This window comes from Caballeronia mineralivorans PML1(12), from assembly GCF_001028175.1.
In the GTDB taxonomy this organism is placed as follows: domain Bacteria; phylum Pseudomonadota; class Gammaproteobacteria; order Burkholderiales; family Burkholderiaceae; genus Caballeronia; species Caballeronia mineralivorans.
In genome coordinates, this window is record NZ_AEJF01000371.1 from 1 (window position 1) to 1,066 (window position 1,066).

At 63.0% G+C, this 1,066-nt stretch carries 1 pseudogene; it reads left to right on the top strand.

The window, feature by feature from the left end:
* Positions 1–1,066, top strand: a pseudogene (locus EOS_RS43090) (porin); the annotation flags it as partial.

Sequence of the window (1,066 nt, forward strand, 5' to 3'; positions counted from 1 at the left end):
CGCGCAAAGCAGCGTGACTTTGTACGGAATCCTTGATACCGGCATCGAATATGTCTCGCATGCGAACGCGGCAGGGGGACCACGTGGTGCGGATGCCGGGGATCACCGGTGAGCTTCCCTCGCGTTGGGGCTTGCGCGGAGCCGAAGATTTGGGCGGCGGATATAAAGCGGTATTCGCTCTCGAAAGCGGCTTTAATACACGCGGTGGCGATTCAGGTCAGGGCGGGCGTTTGTTCGGACGTCAGGCATGGGTGGGTATCGCGAGCCCGTATGGTCAACTGTCGCTCGGCCGTCAATACACGATGACCTACTGGGCAATGGCGGATGCCGACATTCTCGGGCCGGACATCTACGGCAGCGGTTCGCTCGACTCGTATCTGCCGAATGCCCGCAGCGATAACACCATCGGCTACAAGGGCAGCTTCCACGGCCTGACCGTGGGCGCGACATATTCGTTCGGCCGCGACAGCGCGGGCACCGGCAACTCGCCGGGCCAGGGCACGTGCGCCGGGCAGGTTGCCGGTCATTCGACCAACTGCCGTCAATGGTCCGCCATGCTCAAGTACGACGCCTCGGTGTTCGGCGTGGCCGCCGCTTACGACGAGCAACGCGGCGGCGCGACGGCTGCAGCCAACTTCTTCGATGGAGTCGCCCCGTTCCCGCTAACCAGCGGTGCAGATAAAGACATTCGCATGCAATTAAATGCATGGGCGAACGTCTTCGGCGTAAAGCTCGGCGGCGGCTGGGTGGGCCGTCATGTCGATACCGACTCGCCTGCCACACCTAACGTGCACTCGAACCTGTTCTACCTCGGCGCGGCGTATTCGATCACCCCGGCGTTCACGCTGGACGGTGAAGTCTTCCGAATCACCAACGCCCAGCAGGATGCCCGCGCCACGATGGGTACGCTGCGCGGCACCTATTCGCTGTCGAAAGCGACGGCCGTTTATCTGCAGGGCTCGTATCTGGGCAACAGCACGCACGGACGCTACTCGCTCAGTTCGGGCGGCGGGGGCACAACACCAGGTGCGGGGCAGAACCAGACGGGTTTGATGGCGGGCATTCG